General features: G+C 33.8%; 18 protein-coding genes. 7 read left to right on the plus strand and 11 right to left on the minus strand.

Annotated features, from left to right (window positions below):
- Positions 1-1,710, plus strand: coding sequence for a DUF6792 domain-containing protein (locus EKM77_RS03375; protein WP_125592626.1), 1,710 nt, complete (start codon positions 1-3; stop codon positions 1,708-1,710).
- Positions 1,711-1,809: 99 nt separating this feature from the next.
- Here the strand turns inward: EKM77_RS03375 and EKM77_RS03380 are convergent, their stop codons facing one another.
- The 5 genes from EKM77_RS03380 to EKM77_RS03400 all read right to left on the minus strand — a co-directional run bounded on the left by EKM77_RS03380 (position 1,810) and on the right by EKM77_RS03400 (position 7,516).
- Entirely contained in the window at positions 1,810-3,057 is a 1,248-nt protein-coding gene (locus tag EKM77_RS03380; RefSeq protein ID WP_125592627.1) for an SLAP domain-containing protein, read from the minus strand.
- 128 nt (positions 3,058-3,185) lie between these two features.
- Positions 3,186-3,812 (minus strand): TetR/AcrR family transcriptional regulator, encoded by a 627-nt coding sequence (locus EKM77_RS03385; RefSeq protein WP_125592629.1) that lies wholly within the window; start codon positions 3,810-3,812, stop codon positions 3,186-3,188.
- A gap of 11 nt (positions 3,813-3,823) precedes the next feature.
- On the minus strand, positions 3,824-5,188 hold the full coding sequence (locus EKM77_RS03390; protein ID WP_125592631.1) for an Nramp family divalent metal transporter: 1,365 nt from the start codon (positions 5,186-5,188) through the stop codon (positions 3,824-3,826).
- A gap of 316 nt (positions 5,189-5,504) precedes the next feature.
- Positions 5,505-6,845 (minus strand): glucose-6-phosphate isomerase, encoded by a 1,341-nt coding sequence (locus EKM77_RS03395; RefSeq protein ID WP_125592633.1) that lies wholly within the window; start codon positions 6,843-6,845, stop codon positions 5,505-5,507.
- Between the two features lie 53 nt (positions 6,846-6,898).
- Complete coding sequence (locus tag EKM77_RS03400; protein WP_125592634.1) at positions 6,899-7,516, minus strand: VanZ family protein; 618 nt, start codon at positions 7,514-7,516, stop codon at positions 6,899-6,901.
- 115 nt (positions 7,517-7,631) lie between these two features.
- Here EKM77_RS03400 and EKM77_RS03405 point away from each other — a divergent pair, with 115 nt between their 5' ends.
- Together EKM77_RS03405 and EKM77_RS03410 are read left to right on the plus strand one after the other, a co-directional pair.
- Complete coding sequence (locus EKM77_RS03405; protein ID WP_125592635.1) at positions 7,632-9,776, plus strand: LTA synthase family protein; 2,145 nt, start codon at positions 7,632-7,634, stop codon at positions 9,774-9,776.
- A 460-nt stretch (positions 9,777-10,236) separates the two neighbouring features.
- Positions 10,237-11,640 carry an amino acid permease gene (locus tag EKM77_RS03410; RefSeq protein WP_225425172.1) on the plus strand — a complete coding sequence of 468 codons (1,404 nt, stop codon included), beginning with the start codon at positions 10,237-10,239 and terminating at the stop codon, positions 11,638-11,640.
- Positions 11,641-11,725: 85 nt separating this feature from the next.
- On the opposite strand, the gene EKM77_RS03415 is transcribed toward EKM77_RS03410, so the two are convergent.
- A complete protein-coding gene (locus EKM77_RS03415) occupies positions 11,726-13,213 on the minus strand; it encodes a sensor histidine kinase (protein ID WP_125592636.1) in 1,488 nt (495 codons plus the stop codon).
- Positions 13,214-13,216: 3 nt separating this feature from the next.
- On the minus strand, positions 13,217-13,960 hold the full coding sequence (locus EKM77_RS03420) for a response regulator transcription factor (RefSeq protein WP_125592637.1): 744 nt from the start codon (positions 13,958-13,960) through the stop codon (positions 13,217-13,219).
- Positions 13,961-14,054: 94 nt separating this feature from the next.
- Here EKM77_RS03420 and EKM77_RS03425 point away from each other — a divergent pair, with 94 nt between their 5' ends.
- Positions 14,055-14,831 carry a Cof-type HAD-IIB family hydrolase gene (locus tag EKM77_RS03425; RefSeq protein WP_125592638.1) on the plus strand — a complete coding sequence of 259 codons (777 nt, stop codon included), beginning with the start codon at positions 14,055-14,057 and terminating at the stop codon, positions 14,829-14,831.
- A gap of 66 nt (positions 14,832-14,897) precedes the next feature.
- Here the strand turns inward: EKM77_RS03425 and EKM77_RS03430 are convergent, their stop codons facing one another.
- Positions 14,898-15,890 (minus strand): zinc-binding alcohol dehydrogenase family protein, encoded by a 993-nt coding sequence (locus EKM77_RS03430; protein ID WP_125592639.1) that lies wholly within the window; start codon positions 15,888-15,890, stop codon positions 14,898-14,900.
- Between the two features lie 104 nt (positions 15,891-15,994).
- A complete protein-coding gene (locus EKM77_RS11025) occupies positions 15,995-16,636 on the minus strand; it encodes a hypothetical protein (protein WP_225425173.1) in 642 nt (213 codons plus the stop codon).
- Between the two features lie 294 nt (positions 16,637-16,930).
- Between EKM77_RS11025 and EKM77_RS03440 the strand changes: the two genes are divergently transcribed.
- Positions 16,931-17,479, plus strand: coding sequence for an NADPH-dependent FMN reductase (locus EKM77_RS03440; RefSeq protein WP_125592640.1), 549 nt, complete (start codon positions 16,931-16,933; stop codon positions 17,477-17,479).
- 213 nt (positions 17,480-17,692) lie between these two features.
- Positions 17,693-17,944, plus strand: coding sequence for a RodZ family helix-turn-helix domain-containing protein (locus EKM77_RS03445; RefSeq protein WP_125592641.1), 252 nt, complete (start codon positions 17,693-17,695; stop codon positions 17,942-17,944).
- On the opposite strand, the gene EKM77_RS03450 is transcribed toward EKM77_RS03445, so the two are convergent.
- Both EKM77_RS03450 and EKM77_RS03455 read right to left on the minus strand, forming a co-directional pair.
- Positions 17,941-20,553 carry a glycoside hydrolase family 3 protein gene (locus tag EKM77_RS03450; RefSeq protein WP_125592642.1) on the minus strand — a complete coding sequence of 871 codons (2,613 nt, stop codon included), beginning with the start codon at positions 20,551-20,553 and terminating at the stop codon, positions 17,941-17,943. The two genes, EKM77_RS03445 and EKM77_RS03450, sit on opposite strands and share 4 nt — an antisense overlap.
- Positions 20,554-20,743: 190 nt before the next feature.
- Positions 20,744-21,385 carry an NAD(P)-dependent oxidoreductase gene (locus EKM77_RS03455; protein ID WP_125592643.1) on the minus strand — a complete coding sequence of 214 codons (642 nt, stop codon included), beginning with the start codon at positions 21,383-21,385 and terminating at the stop codon, positions 20,744-20,746.
- A 154-nt stretch (positions 21,386-21,539) separates the two neighbouring features.
- Here EKM77_RS03455 and EKM77_RS03460 point away from each other — a divergent pair, with 154 nt between their 5' ends.
- Positions 21,540-22,406 carry a LysR family transcriptional regulator gene (locus EKM77_RS03460; RefSeq protein WP_125592644.1) on the plus strand — a complete coding sequence of 289 codons (867 nt, stop codon included), beginning with the start codon at positions 21,540-21,542 and terminating at the stop codon, positions 22,404-22,406.
- The last annotated feature ends 106 nt before the right edge of the window (positions 22,407-22,512 follow it).

The raw sequence follows: 22,512 nt of genomic DNA on the forward strand, positions 1-22,512 counted from the left end.
ATGCGAGAATTACTCAAATCATTAGACAAGCTAAATCACGTCTATGAACAATTTGACTTGTTAAATTTTCGAGCCCACAAAGTAATGCCATTAACTTTTAATAAGAAGGATAGCAAGGCTTTACTACCACAAAACAAACGGCTTTACTTCAGTTACTCTTATCTCGATAAAGAAAAAACTAGACTAACAAATCTGATTCTTACTCAAGTCATAAACTTAAAAGATCCACTTTTTAAACAAAAAAAAATGCTCCATCCAAAGTTGATCGATAAGGCTCTAAAGTTAAAAAATATCGATGAAACACACAAAAAAGAAATGTCCGAACTGCCTAATAGAAATCGGAAAATAAATAAATTAAAACGTCTGATAAATATGATAAACGACGAGAATATCGGAATCTGTCAAGGATATCTAACCCAGATAAAACTTTTACTATACCAAAATAAAAAATCCTTGTTCATCGAACGTCCCCAACAATATAAGGAACGAGAACTACTCGACGACTCAGATTTTAGAATGAAAATTATGCAATTTGATTATGATCGTTATCTATATGATGATTTCACACCAGAAGATTTTTTGGATTATTTGATTTTTGAAAAGATTCGACGTCATGCAAGTTTTATTAAATCTTACGATGCTAGAGTCTTATTACCTGATGCAACAAATTGCGGATTCTCTGGCATTGCTTATGAAGTAGAGATCGATGGAATAAGTGAGTGTTACGTTACCTTTAAAGGTACAGAAGCGGATATGGACTATACCGAAAATTCTCGAAGTAAACGATTAGAAAAGTTTCTATTAGAAGGCTATAAAGACTGGAATTATAACGTTAATGCAATTTTAGTTGGAAAATCTGAAGAAAATGATCAACTTGTCGTTGCTAGAGAATTTATGAAATATCTACAAGAACATCTGAAAGATAATTGCTTAGTATATGGCCTAGGACACTCTTTAGGTGGCCATTTTGTCCAAACCTTACAACTTATCGACGATTGTTTTAAAGCCGGTTACACCTTAAATTCAGCACCTGTAAACTTAAAACAAGTTCAACAAGTATCACCAGATTTATTTGATGAAACAACTTGGCAAAAATTATTTGAATTAACCAATCAAAAAACCGTAACCAATATTCTCAATCGAGAAATAAAAAGATTATTGCCCAGAGAATACCCAGAAATCATCAATCAAAGTTTTGAGCAAGACTTAACCCAAGTGTTCTATGAAATTTCCTATACAATCTGGGTCGGACAAAAATGGGAATACAATTTGAATACTTGGAAATACCCATTCAAGCAACATCTTGCTTCATACTTGAATGAAGAAGAAATTCATTCATATCAACACTTTTTCGAGCAGTTATTTGCTTATTTACGTGATTCAACGACAGGAACCCAAATAATGCGCAATACACTTAGTTTTGTGAGGGCTAGAGTTAAAATACTACAGGACGATATAGACAAACCCGAAACATCAGAGTTTTTCTATGACTACTCCAACTACCTGCATGAATCAGGAATATTTCTAGATAGACCTCAAGAAATAAATGATGATTTGAATAATTCACAGCTAACGATGTGGAAATCATCCCGCCGCGAATGGCCATTTCTAAAAAGCCTAAATATGGATATGCTTGATCTATCAGTTTATTTTCATATTATTTCAGGAGTTAAATATTTCTTGAATCGAACACCTAATAGGATAGATTAAAAAGCCCGCTAATTTAATAATTAGCGGACTTTTGGTTTTGTTTTGAAACGTGAATTTGAAAGAATTATTGGAGGATAGTATCAAACAAATTTACTTTAATTACATAATATCAGCTGCAAATACCCATTCGTTAGTTGAAACACGATAAGCATCTTTACCGTTAATTTGTGTCTTTTTGTCTGTTCTCCAAAATGTATTAGGAGCTAAGGCACGATTACTAACCATTTCACCTTTGCTGTTGTAAAGATGTTTTGCACTACCAGCTGAAGTCCCAATCACTGTATTTAATGTTTTATATTCAAAAACATCACTAGCTTTTACGAATTCATTAGACGAAACACCGTAATATGTTTCACCATTCAATGTCATTTTCTTATCGGACACCCAATCACTGTTACTCCCCAAGCCTCTGTTGGCAATTCTCTTACCATCTTTTGAGTAAAGTACAGATTGCTTGTTAGTTGAAATAAAACCTTTATATGATGTGATTTTCCCCACTACTGCAGGAGTTTTTACTACTTTTATTTCAACTTTAGTTTTGTTTTTATCAATGGTAATTGTTTTAGCTGCGCCTTGAACAAGTTCATATCCTTCTGGCAAAGTATAGTTCACCTTTTGTCCATCTTTACCTGATAGTGTAATTGAATGAACTTTCTTTTTTGTTGATTGATCGACAAAGTTAACTGTTGTACTATATGTTTTCTTATCTGTACTTGGCTTTGTACTTGGTTTTGGAGTTGGTTTTGGAGTTGGTTTTGGATTGGGTTTTGGATTAGGCTTTGGAGTTTCAATAGCCTTAACCTTGATACTAACGACACCATCGACAATTTTTACTGATGTCAAAGATTTGTCAGTTAATTCATAACCTGTAGGAATAATATCTTTGGTAATTGACATTGCTTCTAAAGCTTTTGGTACATATTTAGAAAAATCAGAAATTTTCTCATCAGCCTTTGGTTTATCAATTGTATATTTTACTGTAATTTTTTTAGCCTTTTCCAAGTCGTGCGTGACATGAACAGTAATTGTTCCTTTTTCAATTGAATATTTACTACCTTCTACTTGAGATAATTTGTATAATTCAGGAATTTTTTTAGAATCTTCAACTGTTTTAACATCAACGGTTGTATCCGACTTCTTCACATTGATATCGATACTTTCAATTTTGTTTGTATCGTCCTTATCATCACTAACAAAATTTACTTTAACTGGCTGTGTATCAGAATCTGGGATACTTGTAGTATCACCAACACTGGCAGCTTGGACAACTCCTTGAATTGTACTTGGATTTAAAACCATGGCACTAAATAATAAACTAGTTATAACAAGGGACTTTGTTTTTTTCATAAAATCTCTCCTAAGTGTTTGATTATTTGTTACCAGATAATCATATTCAATTATTGTAGATTTCATGTAAATACAGTGTAATTTTGATGTAAATTTTCAGAAAGCAAAAAAGAAGATGCAAGTGAATTTTATTTTTCACTTGTATCTTCTTTTGTAATTAATTTAGTCATTAAACTTATTTCTGATTCAGTTATTCTTTTAACTTCATCACTTATAACTTTATTGTTCTTTAAAACCAACTCATCGTAAATTGATTTTTGAATAATGGAAATTATTATTCCAACCGTATCATCAAAATTTTTAGAACTAATATTCAATAAATCCTTAATTAAGTCTAACTCTTTAACCAATTTGATTCTAATATTATTCAAAATTTCCAATAACCAGTCAGATTGACTATCCGTTAAAAGTGGACGTTCTCTAATCGTAATCATAAACGAGCGGTAACTATCTTCATCTTCAAAGATCAAACAAATACGTTCGTACAGATTAATAATCTGTTGCTCTAGATCCGATACTGTTTTGATCTCTGAAAACCAATCATCGATAACGACGGTTCGACTTTCAATTCCTTGATGAACAATTGTATCAAGTATCTCTCGCTTTCCATCAGGAAAATAATAGTATAACGAACCATCAGATATTCCAGCTTCTCGACTGATCTCTCTAGTAGTAGTTGCCTCAAAACCTTGCTCGGAAAACATACTTTGCGCTACTTTTAAAATCTTATCTTTTTGAAGTTCACTCTTTTCCATAAGCTTGCTCCTTATATTCCTGCAATAGTTTGAACAATTAAGTAAATATTCAAAATAATTAGGACAATTGTGGCAAACCAAGCACTGTACTTAACCCACTTCTTATTGATAAATTCACCCATCAGCTTTTTATCACTAGTGAAAATAACTAACGGAATAATTGCAAATGGTAATGCAACACTCAAGAATACTTGAGAAAATGTCAACAGATTTTCAATTTTAGCTTCATTATCATGATAGTAAATGGCGAAAATTAAAACTGGTGTAACTGACAAAAGTCTTGTCAAAAGACGTTGTGCCCATAGGGGCATCTTTAATCTGATAAAGCCTTCCATGATAATTTGTCCTGAAAGTGTACCAGTGATAGTTGAACTTTGACCTGAAGATAACAAAGCAACTGCAAAGAGCATACTTAAAATCGGGCTGGCGATTGCACCTACGACTTGCTTATTACTCAAAGCATTGAATAAATCAACGAAACGTCCCAATTCACTATTTGTTCCATAAAATAGAGCTGCACCTAAAATCAACAATAAACTATTTACAATGAAAGCTAAGAATAATTGGATATTAGAATCAATCGTTGAAAACTTAATTGCCTTAGCGATGTCTCTCTTATTTTCACGATCAACTTTTCTAGTTTGCGAAATTGATGATCCCAAATATAAATCATGTGGCATAACCGTCGCACCAACAATACCTAATGACAGATAAAGCATTGATTTATTTGTAATAATACTGCTTGCTGGAACATATCCACCAATAATTCCTGAAACACTAGGCTTTGCTAAAAATACTTCATACAAGAAAACTAATAAAATAACTGCAACTAATGTAGCAACAATGGCTTCGATTTTACGAAAACCTAATTTCATTAATAATAACAAGATTAAAACATCGGCTGCTGTAATCAAAATACCTACAATTAAAGGAATATTGAACAATAACTTAATAGCAATACCAGAACCAATAATTTCAGCAATATCTGTTGCCATAATAGCAAGTTCGGCTATGATCCATAGAATAAATCCACCGACTTTAGAAGTTCTCTCTCTAGTTAATTGAGCGAGATCCTTACCAGTTACGATACCTAATTTGGCTGACATAGACTGTAACAGCATGGCTATCAAACTGGAAATAAGTACAACTGATAAAAGTGTGTACTTAAATTGAGCCCCACCAGCAATAGATGTGATCCAATTACCTGGATCCATATAACCCACAGCAATCAAAACTCCGGGTCCAGTAAATGTCATTAAAGTTCTCCAAAAGCCTGCACCTTCTGGAACTTCGATACTTCCATTAATTTCGTCCAGACTCTTATTGTCGGCAGAACTTGAGCTGACAAACTTCTTTGTTTCACCACTATTCTTCATAGTAGTACCTCTTTTCTATTGGTTTAGAAATTCGGCGATATATTATCATTTCAACTTATGACGTTATCTCCGTATTTTTCAGATAATTAAGCACACGATTAAATTATGCAGTTGTATAAAATAATTGTTATTGAATAATTTGAGCGTGCGCTCAATTGACCATTGATACTATATCACGATTTACTGAAAAAAACAGTATTTTTTTTAGTATTACTTAAAAAATTTTCAAATAATAAAAAGTGATTTTATTTGATCCACAAAAAAAGTCTCATTGATCCAAAATCGGATCAATGAGACTTTTTGATATATTTTTATCTTATAGACGTTCGTTTAATTCTTTACCAAGTTCCTCAAAGCCAGGTTTGCCAAGCAATGCGAACATATTCTTCTTGTATGCTTCAACACCTGGTTGGTTAAATGGATTGATACCATTCAAGTAACCAGAAATACCAACAGCAATTTCGAAGAAGTAAATCAAGTAACCTAATGTGTAGGCATTTTGTTCTGGAATATGAACACTCATAACTGGGACACCACCGTCAGTATGGGCAAGAACAACACCTTCGTAAGCACGCTTGTTTACATAATCCATTGTCTTTCCTTCAAGATAGCCAAGACCATCAAGGTCTTTTTCTTCCTTAGGAATTTCAAGTTCAAAACGAGGCTTGTCGATCATAACAACTGTTTCCATCAAGTTACGACGACCTTCTTGGATATATTGACCTAATGAATGTAGATCAGTTGAGAAGTTAGCTGATGATGGGTAGATACCTTTTTGGTCTTTACCTTCTGATTCACCCATCAATTGCTTCCACCATTCACCAAAGTATTGTAGGTTTGGTTCGTAGTTTTCAAGTAATTCTGTTGTGTAACCTTTACGATATAAGATGTTTCTCAAAGCAGCATACTTGTATGCTTCGTTCTTTGTAAGATCAGCTGATGAGTAGTCACTACGTGCAGCAGCAGCACCTTCCATCAACTTGTCAATGTCAATACCTGCAACGGCGATTGGCAATAGACCAACAGCAGTAAGAACTGAGAAACGACCACCGATATCATCAGGAACAACGAATTCTTCGTAGCCTTCTGCATCAGATTCACTCTTAAGTGCACCTTTAGCACGGTCAGTTGTAGCAAAGATACGTTCCTTTGCTCCTTCTTTACCATATTTTTCAACTAATTTAGCCTTCAAAATTCTAAATGCGATTGAAGGTTCTGTTGTTGTACCAGATTTTGAAATAACGTTAATACTGAAATCACGATCACCGATAACATCGATCAAGTCAGAAAGATAATTAGGAGAAATTGAGTTACCTGCAAAGTAAACTTCTGGAACATCTTTACTGTTTTTAATGTTATAGAATGATGAGTTTAAGAAATCGACAGCAGCACGAGCACCTAAGTATGAGCCACCAATACCAATTCCAACAAATACTTCTGAATTAGATTGGATCTTTTTAGCAGCTTTCTTGATACGAGCAAATTCATCCTTGTCATAATCAACGGGTAAGTCGATAAAACCACGGAAGTCATTACCTGCACCAGTACCCTTGCGTAATTCTTCGTCAGCGGCGTTTACAAGTGCTTGCATTTCGCCAAGTTCATTTTCATGAACAAATTTGCTTAACTTAGAATCGTCAAATTTAATGTGTGTCATATTATCTCCTCCATATTCTTCAAAAACTAGATTAATCATTTTCGATGAAAATTTCAAATATTTATTCGTTTTTTTACTTTGTAACACACCCAATATAACAAAAATCCGATGGCTGTTCCAATAGTATTGAAGATAACATCGTCAATATCTGTTACACCAGTATTTAGTATAAACTGCATAGCTTCAATTGATACAGAGATCAATGCACCCATAATAAGAACTTTCAGGAAGTTTCTTTTTATCCCTAAAGCTGGTATAAAAAATCCCATCGGAATAAACCAAAAAATATTTCCGTACAAATTATAAATGAAGTCCACTAGCGACTTCCCACTAGCAAGCTTAATTGTTTCCACTAATGGGCTAAAATTGATATCTGAAAACGAGCGATGCCAATAAAATTTAAATTGCCAAATGAAATATCCATCCCTGAACACAGTCAATGCGAATAACAACAAAACATAGAAAGCAAATACTATTATCCAAAACTCCTTAGAGATAGTAGTATTTCGATGTTTTACTTTTAACCAGATAATCCTTAATATTATAAAAAATAACGTATATAATATAGCTTTATCCACTGCGTAAAACGAAAGTTGAATCAACGGAAAATGATTGATTCTGGTAGCATATGTGTTAGCTATATAATTATATAACGGTCCTAAGAATATCATTTTCCCGTTCTTCCTCCATTTTCTTACTAATACGTATTATACTAACAATTAAGTAATTTATTTAGAAGCAATACGAAATAATTATAAGTAATTTTAATAAATAAGGATTTTTTAAATGAATAAAATCAAAACTTTTTTAAATAAACGCTTGGGATTCATGACTCTATTGATTATTTTTTTATGGATCAAAACGGTCATTGCCTATTATCTGGACTTTTCGCTAGGTGCAACCGATATCCTTCAGCACTTAATTATGATCATCAATCCTATCGCCACAGCGATAATTTTGTTAAGTTTAGCGTTATACATTAACAAAACGCGTATATCATACATCGTTATGGGGATAATCTATCTCCTTGAAACGGTCTTACTATATGCAAATATCTTATATTACCGGGAATTTAGCGATTTTATTTCCTTTAATACAATTATGGGAGTTTCTAAGGTCTCAAAGGGTCTTGGAACTAGTGCCATGACTTCAGCATCACCTCACGATTTCATTTATTGGATCGATTTTATCGTTATAGCACTGTTATTTGCCTTCCATTTTATAAAATTAGACAAACGACCAATTAGAAAATTAACTGCAGCTGCCACAAGTATTTTAGGTATTATGCTGTTCTCATTTAATTTGATGCTAGCTGAAAGTAATCGTCCACAATTACTAGGTCGTACTTTTGATCGTGCTTATATCGTGAAATATTTAGGATTCAATTCCTTTTTAGCATATGATTCCATTAAAACGGCTCAAAATAATCAAGTCCGTTCGTCGGCCGTTGGAACTGATATGGATAACGTTCTTCAATATACTAGTAAGAATTATGCAAAACCTAATCCAGTCTACTTTGGAAAAGCTAAAGGTAAGAATATAATTATTATCCATTTGGAAAGTTTTCAACAGTTTTTGATCAATATGAAGGTCAATGGACAAGAAGTTACACCGTTTTTAAACAGTCTCTATTCCGATAAAAATACTATGTCATTTGATAATTTTTATCATGAAGTTGGTCAAGGAAAGACTAGTGATGCCGAAACAATGCTTGAAACTGGTCTGTTTGGTACACCTGAAGGTTCATTTTTCCAATCATTAGGTGGCGATAATACCTTACAAGCAGCACCGGCGATTCTTGGACAAAAAGAAGGCTATACTAGCGCTGTTTTCCATGGGAACGTTGGTAGTTTTTGGAATCGTGATAACGTCTATAAAAACATGGGCTACAATTATTTCTTTGACGAATCCTACTATAACCAAACACCCAATTCCAATACTGGTTACGGTATGAAAGATAAATTGATGCTATCAGAGAGTGTTAAGTATCTGGAACAATTACAACAGCCCTTCTACGCTAAATATATTACTGTTACTAACCATTATCCTTTTGAATTATCAGACGATGATAATGACGGATTTGCTAAACCAGACACTAATGCTGAAACAGTCAACAATTACTTTTTAACAGCGCATTACCTAGATAATTCCCTAAAAGAATTCTTCAATTATTTAAAAGATAGCGGCTTATATGACAACTCGATGATCGTCTTATATGGAGATCATTATGGTATCTCTGATGATAAGAACCCTGATCTTGCACCATTACTTGGTTATGATGCTGACACTTGGAATGATTTCAATAATTCACAATTGCAACGTGTTCCTTTTATGATTCATATGAAAGGCTTAAAAGGTGGAATTAATCACACTTATGGTGGTGAAATAGATGTTCTTCCAACAATTATGCATCTTGCTGGAATCAACACTCAAAACTACGTTCAAGTCGGAACTGATCTACTTTCTAAACAGCATAAGTCCTTAGTCGCCTTTAGAAATAAGACATTCGTCACAACTAAATATACTGTCTTAAAGGGCAATGATGGTACACCTAGAGTCTACAATAATAAGACTGGTGAATTGATCGACTTAGATACTGATCCTAAGTTGAAGAAGCAAGTTGAAAAATGGCAACAAGAAGTTAATCAAAAACTTAAGATCTCCGATGTAACTAATAATAAAAATCTACTTAGATTCTATACTCCGACAGGATTTATGCCGGTAGATCCCAAAAATTATAACTATCAAGATGAAATACAACAGTTGATAGCAACAAGAAATAAACTAGGATTAAAATCAACCAGTGTGTATTCTAAAAATGGTAATCAATCTACAACTCCACTGTACAATACAGACGCTCCAGAAATTGGTAGCGACAGAACAAATATCGACAGTTGGGAAAGTATTCTAAAGGATGACGCCAATGATTAGTACAATAATTTAATTAGAAATATTTAACAATATGATCAATATATTTATTGAAAAGCTCCTGTTCCAGTGTTCATAAGTGAAATTTTAAATTAAAATATTTTAATTTAAACTTGACAGAGTCTTTAATAAAAACTATATTGAATAGCAACAAGAAAAGTTCAAACAATAAGATTCGGAAAGTAATTTCGATTAAGTGATAAAGAGAGTTGCCATTTGGTGAGAGGCAATCACTATATGAAAAATGAAAATGGCCGATGATTGGTTAGTATGATCGCTTTGAAAATACTAAACGGTTTGGTCCACGTTATTAGGACACGCCTTTATTTATAAATGAAGGTTGTTAAGGTTTATTTGGGCAACCAATTAAACAAGCCAGAATGGTAACGTGCTTAGAGCACTTCTGTATATTGTAGGAGTGCTCTTTTTTTATTGTTTGACCTTAGAAAGAGGTTCGATAATATTGTTAAGTAAAACAAATGAAATTGAAATCAATGCGGATGGAACTAGACGTGGTCTATCAAACCTAGCCGTACAAATGATTGCTTTTGGGGGTTCCATCGGAACGGGTCTATTTTTAGGTGCTGGTAGTACGATCCACAAAACTGGTCCTTCTATTATGCTAATTTATCTAGTGATAGGGATCTTCTTCTTCTTCATGATGAGAGCAATTGGAGAAATGATGTACTCTGATCCCGAGCAACACACCTTTGTTTCATTTATTGGAAAATACATTAGCCCCAGATTTGGATACTTTGCGGCTTGGAGTTATTGGGCTGAACTTATTTTAGCGGGGATGGCTGAATTAACTGCTATTTCAACTTACATTAAGTATTGGTTGCCAGATACTCCTGCCTGGTTAGTTCAATTATTCTTCTTAGCAGTATTAACTATTGTCAATTTATCCATGGTTCGTTCATTTGGTAGATCTGAAACTTTCTTATCAGGAATTAAGATCGTTGCCATTTTGGTTTTAATCGTCGTTGGTATTTATATGATCGCTATTCATCATGAAAACCCTGCTGGTACACATGCATCACTGTCAAATTTAACTGATGGCTTTACAATGTTTCCTAATGGTTTTCATTCATTTATCAACGCCTTTCCAATGGTATTCTTCGCCTTTCAAGGAATGGAATTTGTTGGTATTACAACTGCCGAAACAAAGCAACCTCTGAAAGTATTACCACATGCTGTAAATCAAATTATTGGTAGGATCCTTTTATTTTATATTGGTGCTTTATTTATTATCATGACCATCACTCCTTGGAGATCATTAAGCCAATCACAAAGTCCTTTTGTTCAAATATTTGAGTTGGCCGGACTTCCTGCAGCTTCACAAATTATCAATTTAGTTGTTATTGCAGCCGCCTGTTCGACTTTAAATAGTGCAATTTTTTCAACCGGACGTCATCTATATCAACTCGCACAGGAATCTACTGGTAAAAATATGAAACAATTTGAAAAAGTTTCTAAAAGTGGGATCCCATTTGGCAGTGTTTTGTTCTCAGCTGGAATGATGATTCTGGCACCTATCATTAGTTCATTTAATGGTTTAGGAACGGCCTTCACTTTCATAGCCTCTATCTCCAGTGATATTTACATCTTAGTTTGTATTTTAACAATGGTCGCTCATTGGAAGTATCGTCACTCTAATGATTTCTTAGAGAATGGTTTCCTAATGCCCCATTACAAGATAACTAATCCTATAACAATAATTTTATTTGTTGGAATTTTTATTACTTTATTCTTTAATAAAGAAACATTATTACCAGCAATTGGTGCGGTTATTTGGCTAGTTGGATTTAATATTATTTTGTCAATTTCTAATCGTAAGAACAAATTTTTAGAAAATGGAAAATTTTAATTTTTTAAAGAGTAAAAAAATACGCAGGAATAGTGATCCGATTATGGATCGCTGCTCCTGCGTATTTTAACGCTTAAAATTTTAATTATTCACTAGTCTTATTGTGTTCATGACCCTCATCAAAGAAAGTTACTGTAAAGGTCGTACCCTTATTTAGCTTACTCTTAACTTCGATTTCTCCACCATGATTTTCAATCAATTGATGAACGATCGATAATCCGAGACCAGATTCACCATATTTGCGGTTTTTACGTGACGGATCAGCTTTGTAGTAACGATCCCAAATGTTTTTAACTTGGTCTTCTGACATCCCAATACCGGTATCTTGAATTTTGAAAATAGAAGCATGTCTATCTTCAGCGCGGTATCCTGTCACAACAACTTCACCATCGTTAGTAAACTGGATCGAATTTTGAATGATATTAAACATCACTTGTACAAAACGATCATAATCAGCGTAGGTCATCAACTTATCTTCAGGCGTTTCCAAAATTAGTTTATCTTTGGACTCTTCAGCCTTTTTCTTAAGTTGTGAAGTAATATCTCTTAACGGAACGTTGGCATCGAATTCTCTTCTAGCCAAAGTTATCTGATTAGTCCTGATTTTTTCATAATCAAGGTTCTCATTAACTAAACGGATCAAGCGATTAGTTTCATTTCTCATCAGTTCAATACTTTGTCCCTTAGATTCTTCAGGAATAGCATCATATGCCAATCCCTCCAACAACCCATTAATAGTCGTTAAAGGCGTTCTCATCTCGTGTGAGGCATCAGCCATAAATTCCTTACGACGTTGTTCTTGACGCTTGATCTCTTTATCCGATGCTTCCAGTGATTTAACCATCTTATTAAAGTCATCAGCTAGATCATCTAACTCATCACGATTTTTACTTTCAATTTGAACAGAAAAATCATTATTAGCAACTCTTCTAGTTGCACCACGTAGACGATTGATCCGGTTAACTTGATATCTGGAAAGTAAGAAACTTAAAATAATTGCTGCCAATAGCGAGATCAACAAGGCAAAATAAAGCCTGCTATTGATTTCTCCAATATTTGTTTGTAATTCACTAACATCTGATCCTGCCCAAACAGCTGCCACTAATTTACCATTTTGAAACCACGGGGTCAGCACATAAACATAACTAATATCGCCCTTTTTACTTAATTGAGGATTTCCCTCTGTACCTTCAGGCTTTTGGATATTACGAATTGTTTTCCCTTGTTTTAACTTATTCCAATACGATTTTTTTAGATGCAGTTTGACGTTACTTGGGTGTGTTGGATAGACTTGATTATTTTTATAATCAAACACAGCAAACTGAACATTACGTTCTGATAAAACTTGTTCAACAGTACGAATGTTATCGCCAGTAATATTATGAATTTCCCCCGTATCAGGATCTGTCTTTAAAGCAATTTTTTCAAGATTTCCTGCGTAACTTTCTAGACTCTTATAAGTTCGGTTATATTCCCAAGTGGTGGAAGTGCTCGTAACCGAATAGAGAATAATACCAAGAGTCGTCAAAATAACGATCAGAAAACTCAGCATATTTTGATAAATTAATTTCATATTTTAATCAGCCTTGACTCCAGAGTCATCAAATTTATATCCAACTCCCCAAACAGTTTCTATTACTTGAGGACCGACTTTTTCAATTTTTTGACGTAATTTTTTTATATGAGCATCAACAGTACGTTCCTCGCCAAAATAATCATAATCCCAAACTTGTTCCAACAATTGTTCTCTTGAGAAAACTTGTTTAGGTTTACTTGAAAGAGTCTTCAACAAATCAAACTCCTTTGGAGTTAAGTCAGGAATCTCTTTACCACCTAAAAAGGCTTCACGGGTACTTGAGTTGAGTTTGAAATAACCAGTATTAATATCAAAACCTTCACTAGTTTCATCTGACGATTTATCATTATTTGTTTTGGCAACTTCTTCGGCAATATTTTCATTTCTTCTATGAATGGCCTTCATTCTAGCAATCAAAGTAATGGGACTAAATGGTTTAGTAACGTAATCATCGGCACCAAATTCCAATCCTAAAACTTGATCACTTTCAGTATCTCTAGCTGTCAGCATAATAATTGGAACTGTCTTTGAGACCTTGCGGATCTCCTTGGCAACTTCCATACCGTCTTTACCAGGCAAATTAAGGTCCAAGGTGATCATATCCCAATCATCGGCATGTTCATTAAACATATCGACAGCTTCGTTACCATCATAAGCAAAACTAGCATCCCAATTCTCTTTTTGGAAAAACATGCTCATCATTTCCGAAACAGATTTATTATCTTCTATCATTAATATTTTCATTTATATTACACTCCATATAGTTAGCACTACCTCAAACAGATAAAACTTGTTACTATAAGCATAGTATACAAAATAAATTGAGGTTGGTGATTTTTTGAATAAGAACTATCAAGGCACAGTATTTTTTGATCTTGACGGCACTTTATTAAACGAACACTCGAAAGTTGATCCTGATGTAGCAAATGCAATTCATCAACTACGAGAAAATAACTATCTTCCAGTTATCTGTACAGGTCGTGCACCTGATGAGATCGTAGAAATCTCAGAGGCAACTGGTATTGATACTAATATTACTTTAAATGGCGCACTTGTCCAATCAGAACAGGAAATTATTTATGAAAATATTCTTGAACCTGAATTAATAGAACAAGTCATCGATACGGCGAATGAATTTGATGATGTTATCGGTATGCATTCATACACATCAACATCGATCAATCGTAAAACTGATGTCGTGGAAGATTTCTATCAAATGGTACATTTACCATTGCCTAAGGTTGACGCAGATTTTTATAAAAAAGTGAAAGTCCCAATGATCGTGGTCGTTTCTCCAGAAAAAGAGGATCGCTATCAAGTTCAATATCCAGAGTTGAAATTTTATAAAACAGGTACTTACTCTATTGATGTTGTTAAAAAAGGTATCACTAAAATGAGTGGTATAAAAAACCTTATCAATAACATGCAACTAGATGACAAACCTGTCTATGCTTTCGGAGATGGTCCAAACGATTTAGAGATGATCAAATCAGCAGATTATAGTATAGCTATGGAAAATGGAACTGAGGAAATCAAAAATTCTGCCAGTTATGTTACTTCGGCAAATACTGCCGGTGGTATTAGAAATGGTCTAAAGCATTATAATTTGATTTAAATAAGATTTAGAAAAGGATTCGAAATTTACAAAACGTAAATCACGAATCCTTTTTTGTTACAAAAATTAGGCAATAACGACAACTTTACCTTTCATGTGACCCGCTTCAACTATTTTCGTAGCCGCTTTTAAAGACTCAAGATCAAATCCTCGAATTATCTTTGTAGTAGTTGACTTTATAACCCCTGAATCTAGGTCGTTAGCCAATTTTTCTAGATAATCGCCTTGAGTAGACATTGAATCGAGATTATAAAATGCCTTAGTGAACATCCATTCCCAATTGAAGTTAACAGACTTATTCTTTAAATCTGCCACACTAGACTCTCTTAGGTTTGTGATCGTAGCAAAAGTACCGAATGGTTTAATTAATTCAGTAATTTCATTCCAGTGCGGATCGTTATCACTTAAACCTAGGATATAATCGACATTTTTTATCTTTAGATCATGCATTTGCTTGATCAGGTCATGATGATGGTCAATAACTTGATCTGCGCCAAGTTTTTTGATCCATTCTACCTTCTCACCAGTTGCGGTAGCAATAACTCTTAGACCGGCTAAATGAGCCAATTGGACGGCAATTGAACCTACTCCCCCAGCACCATTGATTATCAGCACTGTTTTTTGGGAATTATCTGCTTTAGGATCAATCTTTAACTTTTCATATAGTAATTCACTAGCGGTCAAAGTAATCAGCGGCATAGAAACGCTATCTTCAATAGATACTGTTTTTGGTGCTTTAGCTATTAATCTTTGATCGATCAGTTCAAATTCTTGATAACTACCATCTCTTGAATAATCTCCTGCAAAAAAGACTGTATCACCAATTTGAAATTTATTAGCATCTGACCCTTTTTTAACAATTTTCCCATAACCGTCAAAACCAACTACTTTAGGATCGGTTAATTGACCGGCTATTTTTTTTCGAGTAGCAATATCAACTGGATTGATAGAAACTCCAGCAATCTTAACTAATACATCTTGTCCGGTTGGTTCAGGTGTATCTTTGATAAATTCTGTCAAACTATCTAGATCATTATTAACAAAGCCATATGTTTTCATTCAGCAACACGCCCTTTCGCTGATATTTTACAACAAATATCAATAGTTACCAAAAAAGACCAAGAGAAAATATTCCCCTGATCTTTTTGATGTGATTATTTTTTTTAAACGATCTCAACTGTTGCACTTGTTATTCCGTATGAAGGAATCATATTATTTGGCATTGCAACATCGATTTGGTATGGATTCGATGCGGCAAATGTTCCTGTATCGTTAACAGTTCGATACCAAACATCACCTTGTGCAGTGGTAATTTTCAAACGTGTACCGCGTGGAATAACCCCCAAGTTAGTTGCCACGCCGCCGTAACCCATATTAGATCCTAATACTGCTGGATCGTAAAAACTTATTTTAAAAGTTCCTACATTCTGAGTCGTTTGAGCAGGTTGAGTTGTTTCTGTTGTATTTTGTGTAACGTTAGTCACACTTTCTACTTGATTCACTACTGGTTCTGCCTTTGGTTCTGGTGTGAGATCGACATGTTCCATCTGGTGGTCTTTCTCACTATATTCAATACCAGGAATAAATTCTTTATCACCTGATACAGAGATTTTCTCATTTAGTTTTTTAGCATTATCATCATTATCAGCTAAACCTGACAATGTGCCATTAAAATCCCCTACATTACTTGTTACTTGTTCACTGTTATTTTGAGTTGCAGCATATGCATTAACTGAATATCCTGTACCTGCCATCAACAGTATTCCTGCTAGAAGTAATGCTTTAATTTTAGTTTGCTTAATCAACTAATCCCCCCGTTTTTTCTTAATCACCAGAGGAAACTATACAAGATGAATATTTCAAACATATTACGTAGAGAATAAAAAATTTCTATCTCAAGTCAATTCTGTAACAGTTGTGTAATATACGTCAGATTATTCATATAATTTTTAGCAAAATTGATAAATTAAACAATTGGCTATTAATTTTAAACATATATTAAATTTACGTAAAAAAATAATGTCTTGCGAGAACAATCATTTGTTCAATAATTTTATTTATGCTAAGTTGGATATATATAAGGAATGGAGGAATTTAATATGTCAAAGAAAATTGCTGTTATCGTCGGTAGTTTACGTAAGGGTTCATTCTCACGTCAAATTGCCAACAACTTGGTAGGATTATTCCCAAGTGAATATGAACCAGAATTTGTAGAAATTGGTGATTTGCCACTTTATAGTGAGGATATTGATACACCTGAAAACGTTCCGGACAGCTACACAGAATTCAGAAATAAACTTAAAGATGCCAGCGGTGTATTATTTGTAACACCAGAATACAATCGTTCGATCCCTGGTGGACTAAAGAACGCTATTGATGTAGGTTCACGTCCATATGGAGAAAATGCTTGGGAGAACAAGCCAGCTGCCATTGTCAGCGTTTCACCTGGTGCTATCAGTGGATTTGGTGCAAACCACATCTTACGTCAATCATTGGTATTCTTAAATATGCCAACTCTTCAACAACCAGAAGCTTATCTTGGTAATGTAACAAATATTCTTGATGAAAACGGTAAAGTTTCAGATAAGACTATTGGATTCCTACAAAGCATCATTGATGCATACGTAGAATTATTAAATCGTTATTAATTTAGCAAACGTCTCATATGAGACGTTTTTTATTTGCACAATTGTACATTAATATTGTATATTACAATTTATCGACAGTTCAGTCCATGTCGTTGTACAGAGGGAAAATTGTGATACCTTAAATATATTGCAAATTCCATGTTGTTTTTCAAAAAAAAGTCACATTTTTATGGTAAAACAACATGTATAGAAGATGGAGGCAATGTTGGTTGTATGGTAACAATTGGAAAATATTTAAGAACAAAGAGATTCTTTAAGGAAATGACCTTACAACAGGTAGTTTATGCTGCTAAACACGATTATAATTTATCAACATCAACTTCTGTTCTAAGTGCATTAGAAACTAACAAAACTAGAACTATGGATGGGGCATTATTATTTGTCCTAGCGGATCTATATGATATTGATTTAAACGAGCTTCGCTCAGTTATTCTAGATGGTAAAAAGGAACAAGACGTAGATTAGTCTTGTTCCTTTTTTTTATTCATTTGTAATTTAAATTTATCTGTTTTCATAATAACTTTAAGAATATGGATCGCAGACTTTTGCAGATCACCTAAATTAAGATCGTTGTTATCTTTCCACTTTCCCTGAAGTAAAATATGATCTTTATCCAATATTTGAACGCTCCCGTTATAAAACGACTCTTTAATTTTTTCATCCAACTGATCAGATGAAATTTTAACTCTTACTAAAACATCCCCATCATTATCTGGGATAAAGTCATTTAAGAGATTAATTGTTTCTATTTTCATCAAAGCAGAATTAAGAACCTTTTTAGTAGCAATACTTCCATCAGAATTAAATTCAGGTTTAAGATTTGAAACCGCCGCAAATAATGTGTCTTTAGAATTACCGGGCATAATTAAATCATTACCAGCATGCATACTTTCTTTAGGATCAGCCACACTGAACCAGTCAGTCATGACCAATCCTTGAAATCCCCATTCATCGCGCAAAACATTAGTTAAGGCTTCAAAGTTTGCTCCTGAATAATAATTATTGACCATATTGTAAGATGACATTATTGCTAATGGCTGTTCTTCTTTGATGGCAATTTCAAAATTCTTCAAATAAATTTCTCTTAAAGCTTGCTCACCAATTAAACTATTGCCAATATTACGAAAACTTTCTTGATTATTACCTAAGAAATGTTTAATCGTGACACCTAAACCAGCATGACTTTGCACACCTTTAGTCTCGGCAGCAGCAATCGTTCCAGATAGAAATGGATCTTCTGAAAAGTATTCAAAATTACGGCCGCCTAACGGATTACGATGAATATTCATCCCTGGAGCCAGCCAGAATGTAACTTTGCAGTGCTTCATTTCTTCACCTATCGCTATACCCATCTTTTCAATAAGAGATCGATTCCAAGTTTGTGCCACTAAAGTTCCGATCGGCCAAGCAGTATTTTTATAACTTGAATCTAATCTTAATCCAGCAGGGCCATCGGCACTAACAGTTGCTGGAATGCCACGCTGCACATTACTAACCGTCTGCCCGGCCGCTCCTTTTACAAGGCTAGATGCATTGCCAATAATGCTATCATTATCTTGGCCTAAATCTCCTTCGACTATATCTACCAGTTCTTTATCAGACAAGTTGGCTACAAATGTTTCTAAAGAAATTCTTTTATTATATACATCGATCAAATTTAAATTTTCTATTTTATCTCTGGAAATAACTTCTTCATTAAAGTATTTACCCGGTAGTTTTCTATCGTCGACTACATATGTCGTAACATCTGATTTATCTTGATATTGAACTTGATCAGCTTGACGAAAGTTTTCAGATTTTAACAAGAATAAAGGTACATTGAATGTTCTAGACAATTCAACATTATTTTTTATAAGCTTAGTTGGATCAACTTGCGGACACATTTTGTGTTCAACCGTTTTAATAATAGTCTTTCGGTCTAATTTTATTTCAGCAACAACTTTAGTATTACGAGAACTATTACCGACTCTTACTGAATAAACGCCCGGTGTCAAAACAAAAGCAGCATTTTTTTCGTCATAAATAACTAGATCTTCTGTCTTAATATCAAATTGTAACTGTTGCACTTCATGCGGTTTTAATACTTTAGTTTTAGAATATGCTCGTAGAACTTGATAAGGAGTAGGTATATCGGATTGAGGATTGGAAATATATGCTTGAACTACTTCCTGCCCTTGGAATTTATCGCTCTCATTTTTTACTTCTAACTTAATAGAAATGTGCTCTTCATTTACTGATATTTTATTAACTTTTATGTCAAATTCGGCATAGCTTAGTCCATATCCAAATTCATATCTTGGTTTAATATTAAAACTATCAAAATATCTATAACCAACATAAATTCCTTCAGAATATTCAGGATTCCTAACTCCAAAATTATCAATTGCCGGATATTCTTGATAATCAGTCCAGGTATCAGATAATTTTCCAGAAGGAGTTTTTGTTCCATCTAATATTTCTGTCACTGCATCTCCAGCTGTCATTCCAGGTTGAGAAATTAATAAAATACTATCTAGTAATGGACATTGATCCACAAAACTAGTATCAATTACTCCGCCAATATTCAATAACAAGATGCTATTTTCATAATATTCACTCAAGCGTTTAATGTTAGAAAATTCATTCTCAGATAATTGAAAATCACCGGGTTCATTCTTTCGATCGTACCCTTCACCAGAAGTACGTGATATTACATAAATACCTACGGTACCTTCTTTAAAGTCGTGAATCTCGGGGTCATCAATACTGAAAGCTGGCGATAATATATTAGTGTCTTTATTGTATTCAGTTTCTTTTGCTTGATAAAATCTTTGAAAACGATTGAGCCAAGATTTAGTTGTAACAGTAAAACCTGATTTTTCCAATCCTTCAACGATCGAAGTAGTCTCTTGGTTAACATTACCAGAACCAGTTCCGCCCTTTACTGTTGCAAAGGCACCACTTCCATACACTGCAACTACTTTAGTCTTTAGAGGTAGCACATGATGGTTATTTTGTAGTAAAACCATCCCCTCTTGGGCAATTTCTTTAGATAGTTTCGTGTGATCAGCACTACTAAAATTTGTGTTTTCCATCTTCTCACTACTCCTTTGGTGGAAATATATCTATCATTTTCAATTTTACACTTCTTGGTTACAAAAAAGAGTCACCATCAACCGATTTTTCACAAAAAAGCCCGGTAATCTAAAAATCAGATTACCGGACTTATTTGATTTAATTCTCGAAAGCTGAGTATTTTATTAACATTCTCAGCTCTTATAAATACTATTTTTCATTAACAAGCGTAATTCTTTGACGTTCATAAGTTCCTTTTTCAATAATATCCAACATCCCTACGGCGTAGTCTGCATAGCTGATATAGTGTTTACTATCATCTTGAGCATGATACTCCTCGCCATCAATTTGATATTTACCAGTTCGGGTTCCTTTTGGATCATAATTAAAAGCAGGTGTCATATATGTCCAACGAATGTTTGAATACGAACGTAAACGACTAAGGCTTTCAACTAAAGCATCAGCAAGCGGCATCCAGTCATCCGGATAATTTGTCCGATCTTTTAACATTTTTGTATGTTCTGAATTGATGAACAGTGTCCCAGCACCACCAACTTTTAGATAACGAATATTTGTACCTTTCAAAATATTCATAATATGAGATATTCCATCAGTATGAACGTAAAATGTTTCCGGAGTCCAGGCACTGATTGCGTCTACTATGGCATCGACCTCTTTTAAATCATCTGTTGTCAGGTCCATAATATCTTTGATCAATAGTTTGTCGGCTTTTAATTCTATTTCTGCATGATCCTTATGGGCAATCGCCAAAATTTGATGTCCTCTACTCTGGGCCTCATTGATTACAGCTCTACCTGTTTTTCCAAAAGCTCCAATAACAGCAATTTTCATTTATCTTCTCCTTATTTAAAAAATTAATTACTTTCATTGGCTAGTCTAATAGAGGTTAGTTACATTTGAAAATGCTTATTTCAAGTGACCAGTTATGCAATTATTGTATGTTAAACTTTAATAGTAAATAAATAATTAGTGGACTGGTGAGAAAATGGATATTCGTGTTTTAAATTATTTTTTAATTACCGCTCGTGAAGAAAATATCACTAAAGCTGCATCCTTATTAAATCTGACACAGCCAACGTTATCACGACAACTAAAGGGTTTAGAAACTGAATTAAATGTTGAATTATTTCACCGCAGTAATCATAGTATTTATTTAACTAAAGAAGGACTCTTATTTCGACAAAGAGCTCAAGATATAGTAAATATCTTTGAACATACACGTGATGAACTACAATCGACTGAAGAATTGATAGGAACAATTGAAATTGGCTGTGGTGAACTCCATAGTACGGCAGAATTAGCACAACTGCTAGATGAATTTCAGGAATTATATCCGAAAGTGAAATTTAATTTAAGAAGTGGCAATAATAATGACATTAAAGGATGGATCGAACAAGGCGTTTTAGATATGGGGCTCTTAATTGAACCAGTGGAAATCGGTAAATACGATTTTGTACATATGAATAGTAAGGAAGAATGGGGTATCTTGGCGCATAAAAAATCCAAATTTTCTGAATTTGACGCGATTCGTCCTGGTGATTTAGTCGGTACCAAAGTAATTACAATTTCTGATCGAATAGTTCAAAACGAGCTCGGCAATTGGTCTGGTAAATACGCCATTCAAATGGAAAATAAAGCTCGCTATAATCTTTTATACAGTGCAGCAATGCTGGCACAACAAAATCATGGTGTAGTAATTTGTTTAAAAACAGGTCAACATTTTGACGACTTAAAATATATTCCATTAGAACCAAAGCTAGAATTAAATTCCGTTTTAGCTTGGCGTGGTCAACAACCACATTCAGAAGCAACTAAAGCCTTTATTGACTTTATACGTAAAGAAAAAAATTGAAGTTCACCATTCCATCTTTAATAAGTTAGAAAAAAATGACTCATACGAAATATTTCGTGTGAGTCATTTTTAAGTTAAGATATACATAATGTGAATTTCTTATAAT

Origin of the sequence: Companilactobacillus baiquanensis, from assembly GCF_003946605.1 — a bacterium.
In the GTDB taxonomy this organism is placed as follows: domain Bacteria; phylum Bacillota; class Bacilli; order Lactobacillales; family Lactobacillaceae; genus Companilactobacillus; species Companilactobacillus baiquanensis.

Excerpts from the sequence above, each read along its gene's own strand:
- EKM77_RS03445 (WP_125592641.1), top strand. The coding sequence starts at position 17,693 with ATGGTAACAATTGGAAAATATTTAAGAACAAAGAGATTCTTTAAGGAA.
- EKM77_RS03450 (WP_125592642.1), bottom strand. The coding sequence starts at position 20,553 with ATGGAAAACACAAATTTTAGTAGTGCTGATCACACGAAACTATCTAAA.
- EKM77_RS03415 (WP_125592636.1), bottom strand. The coding sequence starts at position 13,213 with ATGAAATTAATTTATCAAAATATGCTGAGTTTTCTGATCGTTATTTTG.
- EKM77_RS03400 (WP_125592634.1), bottom strand. The coding sequence starts at position 7,516 with ATGATATTCTTAGGACCGTTATATAATTATATAGCTAACACATATGCT.
- EKM77_RS03430 (WP_125592639.1), bottom strand. The coding sequence starts at position 15,890 with ATGAAAACATATGGCTTTGTTAATAATGATCTAGATAGTTTGACAGAA.
- EKM77_RS03380 (WP_125592627.1), bottom strand. The coding sequence starts at position 3,057 with ATGAAAAAAACAAAGTCCCTTGTTATAACTAGTTTATTATTTAGTGCC.
- EKM77_RS03455 (WP_125592643.1), bottom strand. The coding sequence starts at position 21,385 with ATGAAAATTGCTGTTATTGGAGCTTTTGGAAAAACAGGTAGAGCTGTA.
- EKM77_RS03385 (WP_125592629.1), bottom strand. The coding sequence starts at position 3,812 with ATGGAAAAGAGTGAACTTCAAAAAGATAAGATTTTAAAAGTAGCGCAA.
- EKM77_RS03375 (WP_125592626.1), top strand. The coding sequence starts at position 1 with ATGCGAGAATTACTCAAATCATTAGACAAGCTAAATCACGTCTATGAA.
- EKM77_RS03460 (WP_125592644.1), top strand. The coding sequence starts at position 21,540 with ATGGATATTCGTGTTTTAAATTATTTTTTAATTACCGCTCGTGAAGAA.
- EKM77_RS03405 (WP_125592635.1), top strand. The coding sequence starts at position 7,632 with ATGAATAAAATCAAAACTTTTTTAAATAAACGCTTGGGATTCATGACT.
- EKM77_RS03390 (WP_125592631.1), bottom strand. The coding sequence starts at position 5,188 with ATGAAGAATAGTGGTGAAACAAAGAAGTTTGTCAGCTCAAGTTCTGCC.
- EKM77_RS03395 (WP_125592633.1), bottom strand. The coding sequence starts at position 6,845 with ATGACACACATTAAATTTGACGATTCTAAGTTAAGCAAATTTGTTCAT.
- EKM77_RS03440 (WP_125592640.1), top strand. The coding sequence starts at position 16,931 with ATGTCAAAGAAAATTGCTGTTATCGTCGGTAGTTTACGTAAGGGTTCA.
- EKM77_RS03420 (WP_125592637.1), bottom strand. The coding sequence starts at position 13,960 with ATGAAAATATTAATGATAGAAGATAATAAATCTGTTTCGGAAATGATG.